This window comes from Streptomyces sp. NPDC026394, assembly GCF_055567735.1.
The window spans coordinates 331,009-349,689 of the sequence record NZ_JBVHPX010000005.1 but is presented as its reverse complement, the minus strand read 5'-3'; the positions used below and the strand labels follow the sequence as shown (position 1 = coordinate 349,689).

Below are 18,681 nucleotides of genomic sequence, written 5' to 3'. Positions count from 1 at the left end.
GGCGGGTGAGGGACCGCGTTCGTGGGCCACGGCCTGGTCCTGTGACGGCGACGAGGTCGTCCGGCCGGTGCGGGGACCGGGCGGCGGTGCTGCTGCTACGTTCCGGCCCGTACGGCAGCAACGCGCCCGGAGCATCGACACCGGGCAGCCGCTCACACAGCAGTGAACGCGACCGACCGAGGAGGCCGGAACAGGCGACCTCCTGAGGTCGCCAGCACGGGCGAGGGTGCTCTTGTGGAGGCCGCGGTGCGGAGGTGGTGGGTGAGTCGGTCGCCGGACGGCATCGCGCGGTCCGGGCCGGTCCCGACTCGCCAGGAGGAGGCGGCAGTTACGTCACACGAGCGCCGGGCGCCGGTTGCCCGGCTGCGCAGAACATCCGTCATGGGCTGGATATTCGGTTGCGGGGCTCTTCCGGGGACTCCTAGCCTGATGCGGCTCTGTCGTGCCCGTTCGGGGGCCCGACGATGTGTTGTGAGGTGATGACGTATCTCCCAGGCCCTGTAGCCGCTCGTCTTGAGGCTCTTTCCGGTTGCCCGCCATGGCGGGCTGCTGACGTATGCCTCGGCGGCGGTGCACCAGATGGCCTGGGCTTCGTCATACCTTTCGCTCCTGTCGCGCTGTAGGCGTACGGGCATGCCCGGGCCTGCCCTTTTCCCTCCTCCACGCGGACAGGAATCTTGGTTTCCGTGTCTACCGACACTTCTCCCTCCGTCCGGCCACGCCCCGCCGCCGGGCCGGGCCGGGCCCGCACCGTCACCTTGATCGTGGTGCTGGCCGCCGAGCTGATGAACGCGCTCGACGGCTCGATCGTCTACACCGCGCTTCCCTCGATCCAGGCCGGCACCGGCGCCTCCAGCGCCGCCGTGCAGTGGATCCACGCCGCCTACGCGCTGACCTTCGCCCTCGGGCTGATCACCGGCGGCCGCCTGGGCGACCTCTACGGCCGCAAGCGGGTCTTCCTCCTGGGCACCGGCGCCTTCACCGCGGCATCCGTGGTCTGCGGTCTCGCCGGTGCCCCGGGCCTGCTGATCGCGGCCCGCATCGTCCAGGGTGGCGCCGCGGCGGCGATGGTTCCCCAGGTCCTGGCGACCTTGCACGTCACCTTCGACGAGGGCTCCAGGGCCAGGGCGTTCGGCCTGTACGGCACGGTCATGTCGCTGGGCAGCGTCCTGGGGCCGGTCCTGGGAGGCGTCATCACCGGCGCCGACCTCTTCGGCCTCGGCTGGCGGCCGATCTTTCTGATCAACCTGCCCATCGGCCTGGCGGCCGTGCTCCTCGGCCTGCGCTGCATCCCCGAGTCCCGGGAGCGCGACGCCCGGCGCCTCGACCCCCTGGGCATGGTGCTGTCCGGTCTGGGCCTGTTGCTGATCGCCTATCCGCTGACGGTCGGCGCGGAACACCACTGGCCCGCCTGGAGCCTGTTCATGCCGGCGACGGGCCTGGCGGCCCTGGCGGTCTTCGTGCTCCAGCAGGGGGCCAGGAGCGCGCGGGGGGCCGCCCCGTTGGTCGTGCCGGCACTGTTCAGGAGCAGGGCCTTCTGCGGTGGTCTGGCCGCTCAGCTCGTCTTCGGTCTGTTGTCGGGCGTGTTCTTCCTGGCGTGGACGCTGTTCATGCAGGACGGCCTCGCCCTGTCTCCCGGTCAGGCGGCGCTGGGCTTCGTGACGGCCTCTCTGGGGGAGATGGCCGGTGCCTGGCTGGCGATGAGCCTGGCCGCCCGTCAGGGACGGCGCGCTCCGCAGGCCGGGGCGTTGCTCGCCGCTGCCACACTGGGCGGCTACGCGTGGCTGATCGCGGACCGGGGCACCGGCCTGCCGTTGGCGTGGACCGTTGCTCCGATGCTGGTGGTCGGGCTCGGTCTCGGCCTGATCGGGGCGGCTCTGGCCGAGATGACCCTGGGGCAGGCCGACCACGGCTCCGCCGGCTCCGCGTCCGGGGTGTTCAACACCTCGACCCAGCTCGGGATCGCTCTGGGTACGGCACTGACCTCCGTGGTGTTCTTCGCCCGCTCTCCGGCCGGCAGCCGGGGAACCACCGTCGCCACGGCGTTCACCGGAACCATCTGGTACGTCATCGGCGCCCTGCTGGCGATGTGGGCTCTCATGCTCCTGCTGCCCGGACGCCGGCGAACATTCTGACCGCCCTCCTGGGCCCGGACCGGCGCGGCGGGTCCGGGCCCAGGACCTGCCGCACAGCCGCCGCTGCGAAAGCCGCTCGCGCACCAGCACGCCGTGTGCCGGTGCCCCGTCCAAACCCCCTTACGGAACTGGGAACCACGTCGGAGACAGCGGGGAAAGGCCCGGAGTTGACCGGGCCGGCCACCGCGCTCTCCTTTCCCGAGGTCCTTCACAGAGGAACTACCACCCCATGATCCGAGTGCTGGTCGCAGATGGTCTGCGACTGACCCGCGAGGCACTCTCCGCTGTCCTCGCGTCCGAACCCGGTGTGCACGTGGTCGCGCAGGTACCGCGGGGGCGACGACGTCGTGCCGAGCGCCCTGCGAACCCGCCCGAACGTGGCGCTGCTGGACGCCAACCTGCCCGGCCTGGAAGGGATCTCGGCCGCAGCACAGCTCAAATCCGCCCTGCCCGCCTGCCGCATCATCATCGTGACCGCTCCTGATCGCCCCGGTGCCCTGCGGACCGCCCTCAAGACAGGGGTGGACGGGGTCGTGAGCAAAGGCGCATCCGTCAGAGAACTGGCCGACACCGTTCGGACGGCAGCCCGTGGCGAGCGGGTCCTGGACCCGCACATCGTCGCCGACGCCCTGCACGCCCCCGACAACCCGCTCAGCGAACGTGACGTCGCCATCCTCCGCCTGGCCGCCCAAGGACACACACCTCAGGAAATCGCCGGGACGCTGCATCTCTCACCGGGAACGGTCCGCAACAATCTCGCCGCCATCAACCGCAAGACCGGAGCACGCAATCGCATCGAGGCGATACGCACCGCCGCCACACACGGCTGGATCTGACCGAGGGCTCCGGCGCCCGGCCAGGACTCCACGCGATCGAGGCGTGCAATCTGCACGAAGAACGATGCACTTTGCCTCTCCGCAGGAGCTTCCGCGATGCCCCCTGATGCCGCCTCACTTCACATATCCGCAGGTCAGCGCATTTCTGACCGGGAAACCGGAGTGCAAATCGGCGGAGCGCGTTCCGAATGGTTCTGGAAGAGTATGAACTCGGCGCGGGCCGTTGGACGGCCCGGCGCCTCCAGCACGGCCTTCTCCTGGCCAGTGCTGAATGCCAAATGACGAGCCCGCGACTTCACGGCCGGCGATGCTTCGCCGAGTGCCGGTCAGGCCAGCTCTGAAGCGCATGGTCAGTCAAGGGAACAAAGGGCGACGGTATCCGTCGCAGAACCGGGAGACACGATGTCCAGTCGATGTGATGTATGCGGCAAGCAGCCCAGCTTCGGGAAACGCGTCGCGCGCGCGGGGCTCCGGGCTCAGGTCCGCCACGTCAAGGGGCGGTCGAGCCGCCGCTTCAATCCGAACATCCAGCCGGTCAGGGCGGTCAAGGACGGCACGCCCGTACGTATGAAGGTGTGCACCTCGTGCATCAAAAAGGGCAAGGTGGAGCGCCGGGTCTCGGCGTAAGCCTTTCGGGCCGTCACTTCGGGCATCTCAAGGACAGGATGCGCATCCTCGACGCGGTCGTCGGCAGGTGGTGTCGCCGTCCCGAGAGGGATGAGTTTCCCTGTCACGATTGCGGGCTGCTGACCGCACCCCTTGACGGCCCGGACGAGTGGTACACCGTCATGGACAGCGTATGGGAGCGCGCCGGCGCCGACGAGGAAAGTGTCCTTTGCATCGGCTGCCTTGAGGCGCGCCTCGACCGCCGACTGCGGCATACGGATTTCGTCACCGCCGCCCTCAATGACCCGGACTATGGACGGCACAGTAAACGGCTGCTCAGCCGTTTGCAGCCCCCGGGTCAGGGCTGATGTCATCCGGTACTCCGCCCTCCGTTGCGTTGCGGAAGCGGGCCGTAACGGCATTTCCAAGATCGCGCCCGTGCAGGGCGCCGGGCAGTGACAGGACTGGGGCAGGGCGGACGAAATAAATGGGTTTGCCCAGGATGAAGCCTCCTCTACCCTGGAAAAGATTGCGAAGCGCGTTCGCGCTTCATCTGTTCCGCGTTTCGAGGTGATGACGTATCTCCCAGGCCCTGTAACCGCTCGTTGTGAGGCGCTGTTCCGGTTGTCCGCCGTTGGCGGCCTTCCCGGCGACGCCTCCCCCGCGGTGTACCCGATGGCCTGGGTTTCGTCATGCCCTTCTCCGCTCCTGTCGCGCTTGCAGGCGACACGGGCACGCCCAGGCTTGCCCGTGTCCCACCCTCAACACGAACAGGAATCCTCGTTTCCGTGTCCACCGACACCTCCACCTCCGTCCGGCCGCGCCCTGGCGCCGGGCCGGGCCGTACTGCCATGATCACGCTGATCGTGGTGCTGGTCGCCGAGCTGATGAACGCGCTCGACGGCTCGATCGTCTACACCGCATTGCCGTCGATCCAGGCCGACACCGGCGCCTCCAGCGCCGCAGTGCAGTGGATCCCCGCCGCCTACACCCTCGCCTTCGCTCTGGCCCTGATCACCGGCGGGCGCCTGGGTGACCTCTACGGCCGCAAGCGGATCTTCCTCGCCGGCACCGCGGTGTTCACCCTCGCCTCGCTGTTGTGCGGCATCGCCACCGGCCCGGCCGTTCTGATCGCCGCGCGAGCCCTCCAGGGCGCCGCGGCGGCGGCCATGGTGCCGCAGGTCCTGGCGACCATCCACGTCACCTTCGACGGGGAATCCCGCGCCAAGGCGTTCGGCCTGTACGGCATGATCATGTCGCTCGGCGGTGTGCTCGGCCCCGTCCTCGGTGCCGTCCTGACCGCTGCCGACATCGCCGGACTGGGCTGGCGGCCGATCTTCCTGATCAACCTGCCCATCGGCCTGGCCACGGTGCTGCTCGGTCTCCGGTTCGTCGCGGAGTCCCGAGAACAGCAGGCACGGCGCCTGGACCCGCTGGGCATGGTGCTGTCCAGCACCGGTGTCCTGCTGATCGCCTACCCGCTCACCGTGGGCGGCGAGCGGCACTGGCCGGCCTGGAGCTTCGCCATGCTGGTCGCGGGCGCCCTCGTGCTGGCCGTTTTTGTCGCCCAGCAGCGGGCCAGGACTGCCAGGGACGGCTCCGCGCTGGTGGCGCTCTCCCTGTTCCAGGGCAAGGCGTTCACCGGCGGGCTCGCCGCCCAGTTGGTCTTCGGCCTGGTCTCCGGCGTGTTCCTGCTGACGTGGACCCTGTTCATGCAGGACGGGCTCGGCCTGTCCCCGGGGCAGTTCGCTCCGGCCTCCGTCGCCATCTCGATCGGCGGTATGGCCGGTGCGATGCTCGCTTCGAAGTGGGCCGCACGCCACATGCGGCGGGTGCCTCAGGCGGGTGTCCTCCTGGTCGCCGTCACCCTGGTCGGCTACCAGCTCCTGGTGAACGGCCAGGGAACCGGTACACCGTTCGCGGCCGCCGTCGCTCCGATGATCCTCCTCGGATTCGGCTTCGGCATGATCGGCGCCGGCCTGGCGGGCCTCACCCTCAGCCAGGTCGAGCACGAGGACGCGGGCTCCGCGGCAGGGCTGTTCAACACCGCGATGCAGCTCGGCACCGCCATGGGTATCGCGCTGGCCTCCGTGGTGTTCTTCACCCACGCCCCCGCAGGCAGCCACGGCACCACCGTGACCAGCGCCTTCGCGGGCAGCATCTGGTATGTCATCGCGGCCCTCGCGGTGATGTGGGCTCTGATGTTCCGGCTGCCCGAGCCGGCACGGCACACCTGACCCACACCGGCCCCGCCTGCCACCATCAGGGCGGGGCCGCCGACAGACCGGTGCCGGCGTCGCAGCCGTCCGCCCGTTTTGCCATCAGACTGTTGCCACCGGCTACCGAACGTCGTGGGGCAGGCAGGGTCGAGACGAACAGCAGCTCACGGTCGAAAGCGAGACCACGGTCCTGCGCCCAGGCCGCGCCGAAGAAATACGAACGCATCGGGTCGGACGGCGTCAGGAAAACGGCCGCATCGGTGGCGATGACGGCGTCTGGAGAAAGCGCCGCATCGGTGGCGATGACGGCGTCAGGGCAGGTGAGGGGAGCGCGGGCGTTTCCCCTCGCCCGCGCTCCTCTGCCACCGGCTGCGTGCCGGCTTGTCGTTCCGTGCCGGCTGACGGTTACTCGTTACGCGTTGTTCTACGTTCTACTGGTCCTGCTGCTCGCGCTTCGCCTGTTCCACCTTGTGCTTCTCCTTGATCCGCACGTTCTCCTTGCGGACCTCGGCCTGGGTGGCGCGCTCCTTCTGGAGCCACTCGGGGGACTCCGCCTTCAGCGCGTCGATCTGCTCCGTGGTGAGCGCCTCGGTGACTCCGCCGCGGGCGAGGCCCGAGATGGAGACGCCCAGCTTCGCCGCCACGACGGGCCGCGGGTGCGGGCCGTTGAGCCGCAGCTCCCGGAGCCACTCGGGCGGGTCGGTCTGCAGCGCGTTCAGCTCGGCGCGCGAGACGACACCCTCCTGGAACGCGGCGGGGGTGGCTTCGAGGTACACACCCAGCTTCTTCGCCGCGGTCGCGGGCTTCATCGTCTGGGTGTTCTGGTGCGACGTCATGATGTCAAGGGTATCGATCGTGTGCGCTACCGCTGACCACGACCGGTAACCTGGCGGAGTGACAGGCTCGGAAGAAACCCTCTCGTTCCGGCTCGCGTACGTCCCGGGGGTGACGCCCACGAAGTGGGTGCGTATCTGGAACGAGCGGCTGCCCGGCATCCCGCTGGAACTCGTCGCGACGCCTCCCGCCGAGGCGTACGACGTACTGCGGGACGGCGGTGCCGACGCGGGTTTCGTACGGCTGCCGGCCGACCGTACGTTCTTCAGCGCGATCCCGCTCTACACGGAGACGACGGTGGTCGTGGTCCCGAAGGACCACCTCTTCACAGCGGCCGACGAGGTTTCCCTCGAGGATCTGGCCGACGAGGTCGTGCTGCATCCCCTCGACGACACCCTCGGCTGGGAGCGCCCGCCGGGGCAGCCCGCTTTCGAGCGGCCCGCGACGACGGCGGACGCCATCGAGCTGGTCGCGGCGGGCATCGGCCTGCTGGTCGTCCCGCAGTCGCTGGCCCGGCTGCATCACCGCAAGGACCTCAAGTACCGGACGCTGACGGACGCCCCCCAGTCCCAGGTCGCGCTGGCCTGGCCGGAGGAGCGGACCACCGACCAGGTCGAGGATTTCATCGGCATCGTCCGCGGCCGGACCGTCAACAGCTCGCGCGGCCGTACCCAGGCCCCGGCTCCGGCCCAGTCGAAGTCCAAGCAGCCGGCCAAGGCCGGCGCCCGCCAGAAGCCCGCCGCGCGCAAGCCCGCCGGCAAGGGCACCCGCAGCCCGCGCGGCGGCTCCGGCGCCCCGAAGGGCGCCAAGCGGGGCAAGCCCCGCCGCTGACCGGTCAGCTTCCGGACGGACGTGACCGGTCAGCTCCCGGACGGACCGCCTCCCACCCCCGCTCCAGCAGGTCGAAGATCTCTTCGGTGGCCCGGCGGGGGGTGGTGTACTGGCCGCTGAGGGTGCGGGAGGCGAGGGCGAAGTGGGCCAGGGCGGCACAGGTGACGTCGTCCTCGGGGGCGCCGACCTCCTCGGCGATGGCGCGGGCCAGGGCCGATTCATGACGCATCCACATCCGCTGGGCGTAGTCGCTCAGCGCCGGGGTGTCGGTCACCAGGCGGACGAACGCGGCGATTTCCGGGTGCGCGGTGTCCTTCTCGGAGAGCAGGACGTACTCGCGCAGGGCCCGCAGAACCGACTGGCCGGGGGCCCGGTCGCGTACCGCGGCGACGAGGGCGGCCTCGATGTCGTCCTCCTGGTCGAAGACGAGCGCTTCCTTGCCGGCGAAGTGCTTGAACAAGGTCGTCACCGACACGTCGGCGGCATCGGCGATCTCCTTGACGCCGACCTGCTCGTAGCCGCGCTCCAGGAAGAGCCGCAGGGCGGCGTCGGCCAGTGCCTTGCGGGTCTGTGCCTTCTTGCGTTCGCGGCGGCCGACGGGAGCGGCGCCCCGGGAAGGCGGCGGGGGCTCGATGCGGGGAACGGGTTCGGTCACGGGTGCAGCCTACCGTGTGGTGCATCGAGTACGAAGGTTAATTCATTGCACTTTTTTAGTGGGTGTGCTTTTTTAGTTGGAGAGGCGCCGGACGTGCGGTCCGGCGCTCCGCGCATCCCTGGAGGGGGACCCATGAATTCCACCCGTGCGGCCCGCGTCGCGATCGTCGGCGCCGGCCCCGGCGGCCTGGCCTGTGCCCGCATCCTGCAACTTCACGGCCGTTCCGTCGCCGTCTTCGAGCGCGAGGCGTCCGCGGACGCCCGTTCCCAGGGCGGCAGTCTCGACCTGCACCCGGATACGGGCCAGGCGGCTCTGCGCGCGGCGGGGCTGCTCGACGGGTTCCACGCCCTGTCCCGCCCCGAGGGCCAGGAGTGGCGGAAGGTGGATCACGCCACCGCGGCCGCCCTGGAACAGGAGTGGCCTCCGGGGGACGAGGGCGCGGGCGTCGAGGACCGGCCGGAGATCGACCGGGGGCACCTGCGGAAGCTGCTGCTGGACTCGCTCGCGCCGGGGACGGTCCGCTGGGGAAGCGCCGTCGGCGGCGCCACGCCGCTCGGTGACGGCACCTGCCGTCTGGAGTTCGCGGACGGCAGCTCCGAGGACTTCGACCTGGTCGTCGGCGCCGACGGCGCGTGGTCGCGGGTCCGCCCGGCCGTCTCGGACGCCCTCCCCGCCTACACGGGCGTCGCCTTCCTCGAAACCGGCTTCGACGACAGCGACGTACGCCACCCCGCCCTCGCGCAACTGGTCGGCCCGGGCACGCTGGTGGCGGAGTCCGGCTCCACGATCCTGTTCGCCCAGCGGAACAGCAACGGTCACATCCGCGTCTACGTGGCCTTCCGGGCCCCGCAGGACTGGCTCACGACCGCCGGGCTGGACGTGGACGACACGGCGGCGATGCGCGCGTTCCTCGGGAAGAGGCTCGACGGATGGGCCGAGGGACTGCGGTACGCCATGCTCAACGGTGACCACGGCTTCGCCAACCGGCCGCTGTTCGCGCTGCCGGTACCGCACATCTGGGAGCACGTGCCGGGCGTCACGCTGCTGGGCGACGCCGCGCACCTGATGCCGCCCCTGGGCGTGGGCGTCAACCACGCGCTGCTCGACGGCGCCGACCTGGCGCAGGCGCTGGTCGGCGAGGAGCGGGTGGACGACGCGGTACGTGCGTACGAGGAGCTGATGCTGCCGCGGTCCGCCGACTTGGCGAAGAAGTGCGCGGAGGGGCTGAAGCACCTGGTGCCGTGAGCGGGCTCCGGCTCGTCCGCGCGCGCCGAACAGGGACGGGTCCGCCCCGGCCGGACAGCAGTGCTGTCGGCCGGGGCGGACCCGTCGTACAGGTGCGGGGCGGCCGGCGGACGGGAGCACCCGTCCGCCGGTGCCCGGCGCCGTATCAGCTGCCGAGGGTGGCGAGCGCCTGGTTGAACGTCTGCGACGGGCGCATGACGGCCGCGGCCTTGGCCACCGCGGGCTGGTAGTAGCCGCCGATGTCGGCCGGCGATCCCTGGACGGCGATCAGCTCGTCGACGATGGTCTGCTCCTGCTCGGCCAGCGTCGCCGCGAGGGCCGCGAAGGACTCCGCGAGCTGCGCGTCCTCGGTCTGCTTGGCCAGCTCCTGGGCCCAGTACAGGGCCAGGTAGAAGTGGCTGCCGCGGTTGTCGATGCCGCCGAGCTTGCGGCTGGGCGACTTGTTCTCGGCGAGGAACGAGCCGGTCGCGCGGTCGAGGGTGTCGGCGAGCACCTGGGCGCGCGCGTTGCCCGTCTTCTGCGCGAGGTGCTCGAAGCTCACCGCGAGCGCGAGGAACTCGCCCAGGCTGTCCCAGCGCAGGTAGTTCTCCTTGACCAGCTGCTGGACGTGCTTGGGCGCGGAGCCGCCGGCGCCGGTCTCGAACAGGCCGCCGCCGTTGATGAGCGGCACCACCGACAGCATCTTGGCGCTGGTGCCCAGCTCCAGGATCGGGAACAGGTCGGTGAGGTAGTCACGCAGCACGTTGCCGGTGACGGAGATGGTGTTCTCGCCGCGGCGGATGCGCTCGACGGAGAACTTCGTCGCCTCGACCGGGGACATGATCTCGATCTGCAGGCCCTCGGTGTCGTGCTCCGGGAGGTACTGCTTGACCTTGGCGATCAGGTTCGCGTCGTGCGCGCGGCCCTCGTCCAGCCAGAACACGGCCGGGTCGCCGGTCGCGCGGGCGCGGGTGACGGCCAGCTTCACCCAGTCGCGGATCGGCACGTCCTTGGTCTGGCACATGCGGAAGATGTCGCCGGTGGCGACCGTCTGCTCCAGTACGACGTTGCCGTCCTGGTCGAGGACCCGCACCGTGCCGGTGGTGGCGATCTCGAAGGTCTTGTCGTGGCTGCCGTACTCCTCGGCCTTCTGCGCCATCAGACCGACGTTCGGCACCGAGCCCATGGTCGACGGGTCGTACGCGCCGTTCGCCTTGCAGTCCTCGATGACGGCCTGGTAGACGCCGGCGTAGCTGCTGTCCGGGATGACGGCGAGGGCGTCCTGCTCCTGGTCGTCCTTGTTCCACATGTGGCCGGAGGTGCGGATCATGGCCGGCATGGAGGCGTCGACGATGACGTCGCTCGGGACGTGCAGGTTGGTGATGCCCCGGTGGGAGTCGACCATGGCCAGGTCCGGGCCCTCGGCCAGCTCCGCGTCGAAGGAAGCCTTGATCTCCTCGCCCTGGGGCAGCGCCTCCAGGCCCTTCCAGATGCCGCCGAGACCGTCGTTCGGGGTCAGGCCGGCCTTGGCGAGCACGTCACCGTACGCGGCGAAGGTCTTCGGGAAGAAGGCGCGCACCACGTGACCGAAGATGATCGGGTCGGAGACCTTCATCATCGTGGCCTTGAGGTGCACCGAGAACAGCACGCCCTCGGCCTTGGCGCGGGCGACCTGCTCCTTGAGGAACTCGCGCAGCACGGCGACGCGCATGACGGAGGCGTCCACGACCTCGCCCGCGAGCACCGGTACCGACTCGCGCAGGACGGTGGTCGAGCCGTCGTCACCGGCCAGCTCGATGCGCAGGGTGCTGTCCTCGGCGATGACCGCGGACTTCTCGGTGGAGCGGAAGTCGTCGCCGCTCATGTGCGCGACCTCGGTCTTCGAGTCGGCCGACCAGGCGCCCATCCGGTGCGGGTTGGCCTTGGCGTAGTTCTTCACCGAGGCGGGGGCGCGGCGGTCGGAGTTGCCCTCGCGCAGCACCGGGTTGACGGCACTGCCCTTGACCTTGTCGTAGCGGGCGCGGATGTCGCGCTCCTCGTCGGTCTTCGGGTCGTCCGGGTAGTCCGGCAGCGCGTATCCCTGCTCCTGCAGCTCGGCGACGGCCGCCTTGAGCTGCGGGATCGAGGCCGAGATGTTCGGCAGCTTGATGATGTTGGCCTCGGGCGTCTTCGCCAGCTCACCGAGCTCGGCGAGGGCGTCGTCGATGCGCTGTTCCTCCTGGAGCCACTCCGGGAAACCGGCGATGATGCGGCCCGCCAGGGAGATGTCACGGCTCTCCACCGCGACCCCGGCCGTCGAGGCGTAAGCCTCGACCACCGGCAGGAACGAATACGTCGCCAGGGCCGGGGCCTCGTCAGTGTGTGTGTAGATGATGGTCGAGTCAGTCACCGGGTGCTCCGCTCCACGTCTGCAACATTGCTCGACATCAAGATATCTCGTGATCGGGTCCTTACAGGAAGGGCCCTGGTCTGTCGGGGATCCGGGCGGGGTCCCTGTCGGGTTCCGGGCGAGGTCACGTGTCGGGTTCCGGGCGGGGTCAGCCGGGTTGGCGGGGGTGGCGGGGGCACGTACCGGGATCCCGTCGCCGCCCGCTCGGCAGTCGACTCGTATGCGCCGTCCCGCCGCGACCGTTTTGCATGCTTCCCACAACCTGACGCCCCCGAACTCCGTGGAAGCTGCCACCTGTCACTCCAGCGCTCCCCTGGCAGAGTGAGCACCAAGTTGATCATTTCCCGACCCGATTCGGCCCGGGAAGTTGTATCCATACGACAAAGGGGGTTCATCTCATGCGTGCGGTCACCGAGGATGTGGTGGTCACCGGGCTCGGCGCCACGACGCCGCTGGGCGGAGACGCCGCCTCGACCTGGGACGGCATGCTGGCCGGGCGGTCCGGCATCAGCGCCATCGAGGAGGAGTGGGCGGCCGGACTGCCCGTGCGGATCGCGGGCCGGCTCGCGGTCGAGCCCGGTACGGTCCTGGACCGGGTGCAGGCCCGGCGCATGGACCGGTGCGAACAGGTCGCGCTCGTGGCGGCCCGGGAGGCGTGGGCCGACGCGGGGGCACCGGCCGTCGATCCGGAGCGGCTGGCCGTGGTGATCGGTACGGGTACGGGCGGCGCCCTCACCATGCTCGGCCAGGACGACGTACTCGAAACGTCCGGCGTACGGAAGGTGTCCCCGCACACCGTCCCGATGCTGATGGCGAACGGCCCCGCCGCCTGGGTCAGCATCGAACTGGGAGCGCGCGGCGGCGCCCACACGCCGGTCAGTGCCTGCGCCTCCGGGGCCGAGGCCATAGCCATCGGCCTGGATCTGATCCGTCTCGGCCGGGCCGACGTGGTCGTGGCGGGCGGCGCCGAGGCGTGCGTCCACCCGCTGCCGCTGGCGGGTTTCGCCCAGGCCAAGGCGCATTCCACGCGCAACGACGAGCCGGAGCTGGCATCACGCCCGTTCGACGTCGACCGGGACGGTTTCGTGATCGGCGAAGGTTCGGCCGTGGTCGTTCTGGAACGCGCCGGATTCGCCGCCGCCCGCGCGGCCCGCGCGCACGCCACCCTCGCGGGCGCGGGCGTCACCTCGGACGCCCACCACATCACGGCCGCGCACCCCGAGGGGCAGGTCCGCGCGATGCGGCTGGCCCTGTCCGCCGCCGGGCTGTCCCCGCGCGACATCGAGCATGTGCACGCCCATGCGACGTCCACGCCACTGGGCGACCTCGCGGAGGCCCGGTCGATCACGGAGGCCGTCGGCACCCATCCGTCCGTCACCGCGACCAAGTCGATGACCGGCCACCTCTTCGGCGCGGCCGGCGCGGCCGGCGCACTCGCCGCGATCCTCGCCGTACGCGACGGTGTCGTCCCCGCGACACAGAACGTCGACACCCTCGACCCGGAGGTCGGCCTCGACGTCGTCATGGGCGAGCCACGGAAGGGCGCCCTGTCCTCCGCCCTCACGAACTCCTTCGGCTTCGGCGGTCACAACGCGTGCCTGGTGTTCACGGCGGCGCGCTGAGGGGGGGGTGGAGTAGGGGGCGGGGACGGGCTACGGGGTACGGGGCTAGGAGGCTACGGGGCGGGAAACGGTGCGCGCCGGAAGGCGGTGCCGTGGAAGCCCTCGCCCCGCGGGAGCCCGTACTCGTACAGTGCCGCCCATGCTCCTGTGGATCAACGGCCCTTTCGGCGGCGGCAAGACGCAGACCGCGCACGAGATCCAGCGCCGGCTTCCCGGCAGCGTCATCTGCGACCCCGAGCACGTCGGCTTCGGCCTGCACCGGATGACGCCGCCGGCCCTGCGCGGCGACTTCCAGGACCTCCCGGCCTGGCGGCAGGGCGTCCACGAGGTGCTGGACCTGGCCCTGACCAAGCACCCGGGCACCGTGATCGCCCCGATGACACTCGTGGAGACCGCCTACTTCGAGGAGATCGTCGGCCGGCTGCGGGACCACGGCCACGACGTCCGGCACTTCGCACTGCTCGCGGACCGGCGGACGGTGCTGCGGCGGCTGCGTGAGCGCGGCTTCGGGCACTTGGTGGGGTTCGTCGCCGGGAAGGACACCCCGTTGCGGCGGGAGAGCTTCGCCGTGGCGAAGCTGGACCACTGTCTGGAGCGGCTGCGCGGGCCGGAGTTCAGCGAGCACGTGTGGACCGACCGGCGTACGGTCGCACAGGTCGCCGACCGCATCGCCGCCTCGGCCGGGCTGGAGCTGGCCCCCGACACCGACAGCGCGCTCCGTGGGCGGCTGCGCCGTACGTGGACGAGCGTCAAGCACATCCGCTTCGGCTGACCCGGCGGTCGGCCCGGCCGATCAGCTCGATCGGCGAACCCGGTCGGTGGATCGGGTGGCCTTACCAGGCAGAGCCCGCGACCTGCCGGGTGCTGACGTTGACCCTGTTGAAGAAATTCGTCATACCGATCATGAGGACCAGAGCGGCGAGTTGCCGCTCGTCGTAGTGCACCGCGGCCTCGTTCCAGACCGCGTCCGGTACCGGGTCGGTACGGTCGCTGAGCCGGGTGACGGCCTCGGTGAGCGCCAGCGCCGCGCGCTCGGCCGGAGTGAGGAAGGGGGCGTCGGCCCAGGCCGCCACCGTGTGCAGCCGCTCGTCACGCTCGCCGGCCTTCCGGGCCTGCAGCGTGCCGCCGTGCACGCAGTAGCTGCATCCGTTGATCTGGCTCGCCCGAAGGTGGACCAGGTCGAGCGTGGCCTGCGGTACACCGGCCTTCCTGACCGCCTTGAGAACGGCGAGGACCGGTTCCGTGACGCCGGGGAGGAGCATGGCCGGGTTCGGTATCCGTGCTTGCACGGCGGCGTAGGCATTCTGCGTGTTTTGAGCTTCCGCCATGCCCTGAGCGCGCTGTGTGTTCTGTGTGTCCTGCATTCTTTGCGTGCCTTGTGTGCTCTGTGTGCTCTGCATGATCGTGGCTCCTGTCCTGCTGCTCTTGCCCTGTTCCTGTGTCGGTCCGGGCGCACCGGTCCTGCGAGGCGGTCCGTCACATCGAGGGGAAACGATTCGTCATCGTTCTGACGGAACACGACGGGAGAATGTGACAGGTGGACGAGAAAGATTTCCTGGCGGAGCGCTTCGAGGAACACCGGGCGCATATACGGGCGGTGGCCTACCGGATGCTCGGTTCGCTGAGCGAGGCGGACGACGCCGTGCAGGAATCCTGGTTGCGGCTCAGCCGCTCCGACGTCAGCGACGTGGCGAACCTCGGCGGCTGGCTGACGACCGTCGTCGGCCGGGTGTGCCTGGATCTGCTGCGGACGCGTACGGCGCGCGGCGAGGAGCCTTTCGACGTACGGGTGCCCGACCCCGTCATCAGCAGGGCCACCGGCGGCGGAAGGGACGGCAGCGGTACGGACGGGACCGATCCGGAGCAGCAGGCGCTGCAGGCCGACGCGGTCGGCCTCGCCCTGCTGGTGGTGCTCCAGACGCTGGCGCCCGCCGAACGCCTCGCGTTCGTCCTGCACGACATGTTCGGGGTGCCGTTCGACGAGATCGGGCCCGTCGTCGGACGGACTCCGGCCGCGACCCGGCAGCTCGCCAGCCGGGCTCGCCGCCGGGTGCGGAACGCGGCCGCCGTGCCCGACACAGGTCTCGTGCGGCAGCGCGAGGTGGTCGATGCCTTCCTGGCCGCCGCGCGCGACGGTGACTTCGAGGGGTTGCTCGGGGTGCTCGATCCGGACGTGGTGCTCCGTGCCGACACGGGCGCCGGGTTCCCGGGGCTGACCAGGACAGTTCGCGGTGCGCACGAGGTGGCCGGGCGGGCGCTCGCTTTCCGGCGGTCCGCACACGGTGCGCGGTACGCGCTGGTGAACGGGGCCGCGGGGGTGGTCACGGTCGTGGACGGGGCGCCGGTATCGGTGATGGGCCTGACCGTCGTGGGCGGGAAGATCGCCGCGATCGACATCCTCGCCGATCCGGAACGGCTGCGGGGGCTGGACCTGACGGTACTCGGCGCGGACGCTGACGCCAGGCGGCTGACGGCTGACGGCTGACGGCTGACGGGAGGAACGTATGCCGACGGCACTGTGGTGTTCCGCAGGTGGAAGCGGGGGTTTTCCTCATGGTCGCGGCTGTGGACGGCGCTCTAACCTGAAGATCGCCGCATCGGAAGGCGCGGCGATCCGCACCGCGCACGCGACCTGCGCGTGGCGCACCGTGCACTGAACCAAGGGGGAAACCGTGCGTCGTCATCTCCGAGTCCTCGCGGCCGTCGCGCTGGCCGGTATCGCTGTGAGCGGGATCGGCGCATGCGGACTCATGGACCGCTCCACCTACGAGGACGACGCCAAGCTCTCCGCCGACGTCAAGTCCGTACGCCTGGACAGCGGTTCGGGCGGCCTCACCCTGCGCGGCAAGAAGTCCCTCGACACCGTGTCGGTCCACCGCGAGCTGCGGTACCGGGGCGAGCGGCCCGAGAAAGCGAGCCACCGCGTGGAGAACGGTGTACTGGTGCTCGGTGACTGCGGGAGGAACTGCTCGGTGCACTACACGGTCGTCGTGCCGGCGGGCCTCCCGGTGACGGGCGAAACCGCGTCCGGCGCGGTGAGCCTCTCGGAGGTCGGCCCGGTACGGGTTACCACCAGTTCCGGCGCGGTGAACCTGAACGGCGTGACGGGCGCCGTGGACGTCCGTACCTCCAACGGCCGGATCCACGGGCGCGGCTTGAAGGGGGACGGGATACAGGCGCGGACCAGCAACGGCGCCGTCGACCTCGTCGCGGAGTCACCGCAGAACGTCCTGGCCGAGACATCGAACGGTGCGATCAGCCTCACCGTGCCCGGCGGCCCGCACCACCGCTACCGAATAGCCGCCGAGGCCGACAACGGTCACAAGAGCCTGGGTATACCCAACGACCCGGCCGGCGCATACCGGCTCGACCTCACCACGGCGAACGGAGCCCTCACGGTCAAGGCAGGCTGACCCGAGCGACGGGACGACCACCAGGAAGGGACGGGGCAAGGAGTCGTCGTACAGGGTCGTAGCGACGGGTCGTCGTGCGGACGCCCGCGGGTTGCTGTTGCGGGCGCCCGCCCCCGTCACGGACTCAGGTGCCGGAAGCTCTGCCCTCCCGGCAGGGCAGCGGCCGGAGCGCTCAGGCGGACGAGGTCACTTCGGAGCCGCCCGACGCCTCCACCGCACCGGCCGACACCTCTTTCGGGTCGCCCGACGTCTCTACCGGGGCGCCGCCTCCGTACGGGCGGGTGATGATCTCCATCGCGTGGCCCGCCGGGTCGAAGAAGTAGACCCCGCGTCCGCCGTCGTTGTGGTTGATCTCGCCCGGCTGCTTCCCGTGCGGGTCGGCGTAGTAGGTGAGGCCGGCCTGCTGGATCTTGGCGAAGGCGCTGTCGAACTCGGCTTCTCCGATGAGGAACGCGTAGTGCTGCATGACGATCGACTCCGCCGGGACCGTGGCGAAGTCCAACGTGACGCCGTTCGCGGTGTCCACCGGAAGGAACGGGCCCCATTCCGTACCGATTTCGAGCCCGAGGATGTCCGCCAGGAAGGTGGCGGACTCCCGGTTGTCCCGGGAGTGGATGATGATGTGGTTCAACTGCACTGACACTGTGGAATGCCTCCGTAAGGCAAACTCACGGGCACCTCCATGCCTCACCCGGTCGGTGACCGACACGCGATGCCGTCGCCGCCGATGGTAAGCGGCGTCCCGGGTTTCGTCGAGTGACCTTTCGCAGCGCCCTGTACCGTCCTGGACCGTTCGCTGCCGTTCGCTGCCGAAGCTGTGCCTAACGGTCCGATCGCCGCCGCTCGGAGGCTTTCCGGCTCATCTGCCGGGGCGTTTGACCGCCTGGCCGACGATGACGGTCTCGACACCGGCGATGCCCAGGCCCGTCAGGTCTTCGGTGATCAGCCGGTACAGGGCGGCCAGGTCCGGCACCCAGACGGCGGCGTGCAGGTTCGCGGCGCCGCTGGTGGCGAACGCACCGTGGACGGCGGGGTGCCGGGCCAGAGTGCGGCCCACGGCGTCCAGGTGATCCGGGGGCACCTGCATCATCACATTGGCGTCGATGAACAGGCCCAGGCGCCTGGGGTCCACGGCCACTTGCGTGCTGAGCCGGCCGTCGGCCATCAGGCGGGCGAGGCGGCGCCGGACGGTGGAGGCGGGGTGCCCGGTCCGGACGGCGATCGCCGCCGCCGGAGTGCGGGCGTCGTCGCTCAAGGCGGCCAGGATGTCGGCATCGACGGGATCGAGCCCGGTTCCGGGTTCGGAAACGGCTGGCGGTACGGATGCGGAGGGGGTGCGCACCGGGGTCAGGGCGGCGCGTTCCGCGGCGGTCAGGACGTCGTGGCGCCAGTCGGACGCCTCGGAGAACACGTGCAGCACGGTGGCCACGGACACGGACGCCACCGCCGGTGTGGCCGGCAACTGCCGGAACACCAGGTGGTCACGGGATCCCGGTTCGGTGAACGAGACCGCGGAGATCTCGTCGCCCGAGGCGGACAGGTCGATGAAGGGGATGTCCGGGCGGGCGGCCAGGGCGGCGGTGAGGGCGTCCAGCTTGCCCTTGAGCACCTTGATGCGCAGCAGCAGCGCACCGACCGAGTCGGGGCGCACGGGCTGGGCGATCACCTTGACCGTGCCGTCGCCGATCAGCGCCTGCCAGCGGCGGTGCACGGTACGGGGGTTCTCCCCCAGCACCTCGGCGGCCCGCTCCGCGCTCAGCCGCCCGTCGCACTGCAACGCGGCGATCAGGCGCTGGTCACGGAGTCCGAGGACGGGAGACGGGATGGATGAGGAGACAGCCGAGGGAGCGGATGAGGGGGCTGGTGACGGAGTGGGCGAGGGGGCGGGTGTGGGGGTAGGTGAGGGTGCGGGGGCGG

17 protein-coding genes are annotated in these 18,681 nt (G+C 70.5%); 11 read left to right on the top strand and 6 right to left on the bottom strand.

Annotated features, from left to right (window positions below; all coding sequences use genetic code 11):
• Positions 1–686: 686 nt before the first annotated feature.
• The 5 genes from ACZ4QV_RS15240 (at position 687) to ACZ4QV_RS15220 (ending at position 5,814) form a co-directional block, all read left to right on the top strand.
• Positions 687–2,135: an MFS transporter gene (locus tag ACZ4QV_RS15240; RefSeq protein ID WP_361614573.1), complete on the top strand. Its 1,449-nt coding sequence runs from the start codon at positions 687–689 to the stop codon at positions 2,133–2,135.
• 347 nt (positions 2,136–2,482) lie between these two features.
• A complete protein-coding gene (locus ACZ4QV_RS15235) occupies positions 2,483–2,971 on the top strand; it encodes a LuxR C-terminal-related transcriptional regulator (RefSeq protein WP_467762963.1) in 489 nt (162 codons plus the stop codon).
• A gap of 402 nt (positions 2,972–3,373) precedes the next feature.
• Positions 3,374–3,598, top strand: a complete 225-nt coding sequence (gene rpmB, locus ACZ4QV_RS15230) for a 50S ribosomal protein L28 (RefSeq protein WP_361156286.1) — start codon at positions 3,374–3,376, stop codon at positions 3,596–3,598.
• A gap of 38 nt (positions 3,599–3,636) precedes the next feature.
• The gene (locus ACZ4QV_RS15225) at positions 3,637–3,945 is read left to right on the top strand and encodes a hypothetical protein (RefSeq protein ID WP_361156288.1); all 309 of its coding nucleotides are present in this window, start codon (positions 3,637–3,639) and stop codon (positions 3,943–3,945) included.
• Between the two features lie 420 nt (positions 3,946–4,365).
• Complete coding sequence (locus ACZ4QV_RS15220; RefSeq protein WP_467762962.1) at positions 4,366–5,814, top strand: MFS transporter; 1,449 nt, start codon at positions 4,366–4,368, stop codon at positions 5,812–5,814.
• A gap of 413 nt (positions 5,815–6,227) precedes the next feature.
• Here the strand turns inward: ACZ4QV_RS15220 and ACZ4QV_RS15215 are convergent, their stop codons facing one another.
• Positions 6,228–6,632: a DUF5997 family protein gene (locus ACZ4QV_RS15215; RefSeq protein WP_361156295.1), complete on the bottom strand. Its 405-nt coding sequence runs from the start codon at positions 6,630–6,632 to the stop codon at positions 6,228–6,230.
• Between the two features lie 58 nt (positions 6,633–6,690).
• Here ACZ4QV_RS15215 and ACZ4QV_RS15210 point away from each other — a divergent pair, with 58 nt between their 5' ends.
• On the top strand, positions 6,691–7,461 hold the full coding sequence (locus tag ACZ4QV_RS15210) for a LysR family transcriptional regulator substrate-binding protein (protein WP_361156298.1): 771 nt from the start codon (positions 6,691–6,693) through the stop codon (positions 7,459–7,461).
• Between the two features lie 4 nt (positions 7,462–7,465).
• Here the strand turns inward: ACZ4QV_RS15210 and ACZ4QV_RS15205 are convergent, their stop codons facing one another.
• The gene (locus tag ACZ4QV_RS15205) at positions 7,466–8,116 is read right to left on the bottom strand and encodes a TetR/AcrR family transcriptional regulator (RefSeq protein ID WP_361614581.1); all 651 of its coding nucleotides are present in this window, start codon (positions 8,114–8,116) and stop codon (positions 7,466–7,468) included.
• Positions 8,117–8,248: 132 nt separating this feature from the next.
• On the opposite strand from ACZ4QV_RS15205, the gene ACZ4QV_RS15200 reads away from it, so the two are divergent.
• Positions 8,249–9,361 (top strand): FAD-dependent oxidoreductase, encoded by a 1,113-nt coding sequence (locus ACZ4QV_RS15200; RefSeq protein ID WP_361156304.1) that lies wholly within the window; start codon positions 8,249–8,251, stop codon positions 9,359–9,361.
• Between the two features lie 145 nt (positions 9,362–9,506).
• Here ACZ4QV_RS15200 and ACZ4QV_RS15195 read toward each other — a convergent pair whose 3' ends face one another.
• The gene (locus tag ACZ4QV_RS15195) at positions 9,507–11,729 is read right to left on the bottom strand and encodes an NADP-dependent isocitrate dehydrogenase (RefSeq protein WP_361156306.1); all 2,223 of its coding nucleotides are present in this window, start codon (positions 11,727–11,729) and stop codon (positions 9,507–9,509) included.
• Between the two features lie 398 nt (positions 11,730–12,127).
• Here ACZ4QV_RS15195 and ACZ4QV_RS15190 point away from each other — a divergent pair, with 398 nt between their 5' ends.
• Together ACZ4QV_RS15190 and ACZ4QV_RS15185 are read left to right on the top strand one after the other, a co-directional pair.
• Positions 12,128–13,351, top strand: a complete 1,224-nt coding sequence (locus tag ACZ4QV_RS15190) for a beta-ketoacyl-[acyl-carrier-protein] synthase family protein (RefSeq protein WP_361614583.1) — start codon at positions 12,128–12,130, stop codon at positions 13,349–13,351.
• A 139-nt stretch (positions 13,352–13,490) separates the two neighbouring features.
• On the top strand, positions 13,491–14,123 hold the full coding sequence (locus ACZ4QV_RS15185) for an AAA family ATPase (protein ID WP_361614586.1): 633 nt from the start codon (positions 13,491–13,493) through the stop codon (positions 14,121–14,123).
• Positions 14,124–14,184: 61 nt separating this feature from the next.
• On the opposite strand, the gene ACZ4QV_RS15180 is transcribed toward ACZ4QV_RS15185, so the two are convergent.
• Positions 14,185–14,679 (bottom strand): carboxymuconolactone decarboxylase family protein, encoded by a 495-nt coding sequence (locus ACZ4QV_RS15180; protein WP_361156313.1) that lies wholly within the window; start codon positions 14,677–14,679, stop codon positions 14,185–14,187.
• Positions 14,680–14,888: 209 nt separating this feature from the next.
• On the opposite strand from ACZ4QV_RS15180, the gene ACZ4QV_RS15175 reads away from it, so the two are divergent.
• Both ACZ4QV_RS15175 and ACZ4QV_RS15170 read left to right on the top strand, forming a co-directional pair.
• Positions 14,889–15,836, top strand: coding sequence for a sigma-70 family RNA polymerase sigma factor (locus ACZ4QV_RS15175; RefSeq protein WP_467762961.1), 948 nt, complete (start codon positions 14,889–14,891; stop codon positions 15,834–15,836).
• 187 nt (positions 15,837–16,023) lie between these two features.
• Positions 16,024–16,764 carry a DUF4097 family beta strand repeat-containing protein gene (locus tag ACZ4QV_RS15170; RefSeq protein WP_467762960.1) on the top strand — a complete coding sequence of 247 codons (741 nt, stop codon included), beginning with the start codon at positions 16,024–16,026 and terminating at the stop codon, positions 16,762–16,764.
• Between the two features lie 172 nt (positions 16,765–16,936).
• Here the strand turns inward: ACZ4QV_RS15170 and ACZ4QV_RS15165 are convergent, their stop codons facing one another.
• Entirely contained in the window at positions 16,937–17,407 is a 471-nt protein-coding gene (locus tag ACZ4QV_RS15165) for a VOC family protein (protein WP_361156320.1), read from the bottom strand.
• Positions 17,408–17,623: 216 nt separating this feature from the next.
• Positions 17,624–18,541 carry an Lrp/AsnC family transcriptional regulator gene (locus tag ACZ4QV_RS15160; protein ID WP_361156323.1) on the bottom strand — a complete coding sequence of 306 codons (918 nt, stop codon included), beginning with the start codon at positions 18,539–18,541 and terminating at the stop codon, positions 17,624–17,626.
• Positions 18,542–18,681 lie beyond the last annotated feature (140 nt).